This is a genomic window from Candidatus Symbiopectobacterium sp. NZEC135, assembly GCF_025962695.1.
Genome location: NZ_JAGFPF010000216.1, coordinates 1 through 2,327, shown reverse-complemented (window position 1 = coordinate 2,327; position 2,327 = coordinate 1). Strand labels below are relative to the sequence as shown.

The following is a 2,327-nucleotide window of genomic DNA, read 5'->3' as shown; positions in this document are numbered from 1 at the left end:
CGCTGGCCCGTGGTCTTCCTGCGCTTTCCCGCATTGGAGATGCCGAATCGCACGGACAGGTTACTGGCGGGATTGACACACATTCTCACACAGCAGCAGCGCGTGGCGTTGGTGTGGATTCCGGCAAGGCATGGTCATGAGAGAGAACCGCATGAACAAGAGAAGCAGGCATCGCGGTGGATGAAGCTCTATAAAAATGAACTGCGGGATTACTGCGCCGGCTATGTGTATTTGACCACTGAGCCCGAAGTGCGTGAGAGCCTGAGCGCCATGTTTCCCAAGGTGAAAAAGATCCTGCCGTTCCCGAAAACGCTGGCGGACGACATGGACGATGCTTACCGCAAAGCGACGGCGTTTCTAGCACTGGATGGGGAGGTGGCGGGAACCTAAAAGGATCAATACCCTGCTGTTGCACCGGATATCACTGTAGCATTAAATTGGTCTGGTCAGTCTGACTTGACCAATCATAATGGATGGGGTTATGATTAAAATGTATACGATGGCTAAGTCGGAGGATGTCATGGAAAAGGTGAATATCTATGAGGCCAAAACAAATCTTTCCAAACTGTTAAACGATGTTGTGAAAACAGGAGAGCCATTTCTGATTGCACGTAATGGCAAGACGTTGGTAAAAGTCGTGGCGTACACGGAGGAGAAACCTGTGCGTAAGCTGGGTTTCCTTAAGGGTAAAGGAACCGTTCCAGATAACTTCGATGCGCTGAACAGTGATGAAATACAAGACATGTTTGAAGGGAAGTATGACTAATGTATTTACTCGATACCAATATTTTACTTTTTGTTGCCTATCGCCCGGAATACCTCACGGAAGAGGTAAAAGCGATCGTTCAAGGCGTCGATAATGAGCTTTATTTTAGTGCTGCCAGTATTTGGGAAGTTTCTATCAAGTTTGCATTAAACAAGCCAGATTTCAATATCAACCCTGACGAACTCAGAACGGGGCTATTTGATAATGGTTTCAAGGAGCTTGTCATTAAAGGCGAGCACGCGCTCAACGTATTACATTTACCCGAGTTATTTCACAAAGATCCTTTCGATAGATTGCTGGTTGCGCAGGCGCATTATGAAGGTTTGACCTTTATTACATCGGATAATAACATTATTGCGTTATCTGGTAAATTTATCTCTCTTATACCTAATCGCTAACGTAAAATTCTCACCTGTTGCTATTCCGTTTTACCTTAATATCCCTTCCTTTCATCGTTGAGCGCAGCTTACGCTGCTCCTGTATAACCCGGAACCAGAGCAACTGGAACAGAAGGGCATCGAAAAAGGCGCTGAAAAAGGCCAGCGTGAGGCTACGTTGAAAATAGCCAGTGAATTGCTTCACAACGGTGTGGAGCTCGCGATTGTTATGAAGTCCACTGGCCTATCCAAAGAAGCGTTGACGAAACTCCAGCTCAGCCATTAATTCGGGTATGCACGGATCGGTATTACGTGTTCTCACTGGCTTTTTGTTTTTGGATGTCAGTTTCTCTACTCATGCCCGCATTGCCTAAACGGCGGCTCAAAGCACTTTGCGTTATCCCAAGCAGTTTAGCTGCGGCACTCTGGTTGTTATTGGTGCGAATGAGTGCCTCATGGATCAACTTCTGCGTGATTTCTCTAATGGTGGGCAAATTCGCTGGGAAGGTCATTCGTTCACTTTGAGGCATCTGTTGGCTCTGTTCTAACACCTTAAAAAAAGGCGCGAGTGCCAGCTCCTGGCCGTTACTGATCCCCGCCGCGGTAAAGGTTAACGATTTTAATTCGGCAATATTTCCGGGGAACGCGTAATGCTCCAATCGGCTCGCGAGCTCGTGGGGCAGTGCGAGGTAATCCCGGCCCAGTTCCTGGCAGGCCATCTCATTAAAATGTTGCAATAACAAACCAATATCGGCGGTCCGTTCTCTGAGCGGCGGCAGTTTGATGCGTTGTGGTTGCAAGCAGTAGAGCAATCCGTGGGAAAAATCCTTTTCCTCGAGTTGTTCCAGTGGCGCGGTGGTACTAAACAGCAATCGGCACTTGAGGGCGGTTTCCCGCAATGATCCCTGTGGAAAATAACGTTTGCGCTGGCACAGTTGAGTGAGCACCCTTTGGGTTTCTGCACTCGCCAGCGCGAGATGCGTGAGCAGCAAAAAGCCTGAGCCAGCCATATCGAGCAAGCCCGCCTGATTGGCAACCCCAAACAGTTTTTGCTGTAACATCTGCGGGGAGAGGTCCGCCAGAGACAGCGTTAACAAGGGTAATTCTGGACAAACCTGTTGTTGCAGCGCCTCCGCAAACAGGTGTTTACCCGTGCCAATTTCCCCTTCGATTAAAATGGGTTC

General features: G+C 48.5%; 4 protein-coding genes. 3 read left to right on the top strand and 1 reads right to left on the bottom strand.

The window, feature by feature from the left end; translation table 11 throughout:
• The 3 genes from J5224_RS25090 to J5224_RS25080 form a co-directional block, all read left to right on the top strand.
• Positions 1–390: hypothetical protein (locus tag J5224_RS25090; protein WP_264627928.1), on the top strand; the 390-nt coding region annotated here is incomplete at its 5' end.
• 91 nt (positions 391–481) lie between these two features.
• Entirely contained in the window at positions 482–766 is a 285-nt protein-coding gene (locus J5224_RS25085; protein ID WP_264627927.1) for a type II toxin-antitoxin system Phd/YefM family antitoxin, read from the top strand.
• The gene (locus J5224_RS25080; protein ID WP_264627926.1) at positions 766–1,164 is read left to right on the top strand and encodes a type II toxin-antitoxin system VapC family toxin; all 399 of its coding nucleotides are present in this window, start codon (positions 766–768) and stop codon (positions 1,162–1,164) included. Before J5224_RS25085 ends, J5224_RS25080 begins: the two co-directional genes overlap by 1 nt.
• Before the next feature lie 287 nt (positions 1,165–1,451).
• Here the strand turns inward: J5224_RS25080 and J5224_RS25075 are convergent.
• On the bottom strand, positions 1,452–2,327 hold an 876-nt coding region (locus J5224_RS25075), incomplete at its 5' end, for a sigma-54-dependent transcriptional regulator (protein ID WP_264627925.1).

Coding starts and splice junctions, on each gene's coding strand:
- J5224_RS25085 (WP_264627927.1), top strand. CDS start 482: ATGATTAAAATGTATACGATGGCTAAGTCGGAGGATGTCATGGAAAAG.
- J5224_RS25080 (WP_264627926.1), top strand. CDS start 766: ATGTATTTACTCGATACCAATATTTTACTTTTTGTTGCCTATCGCCCG.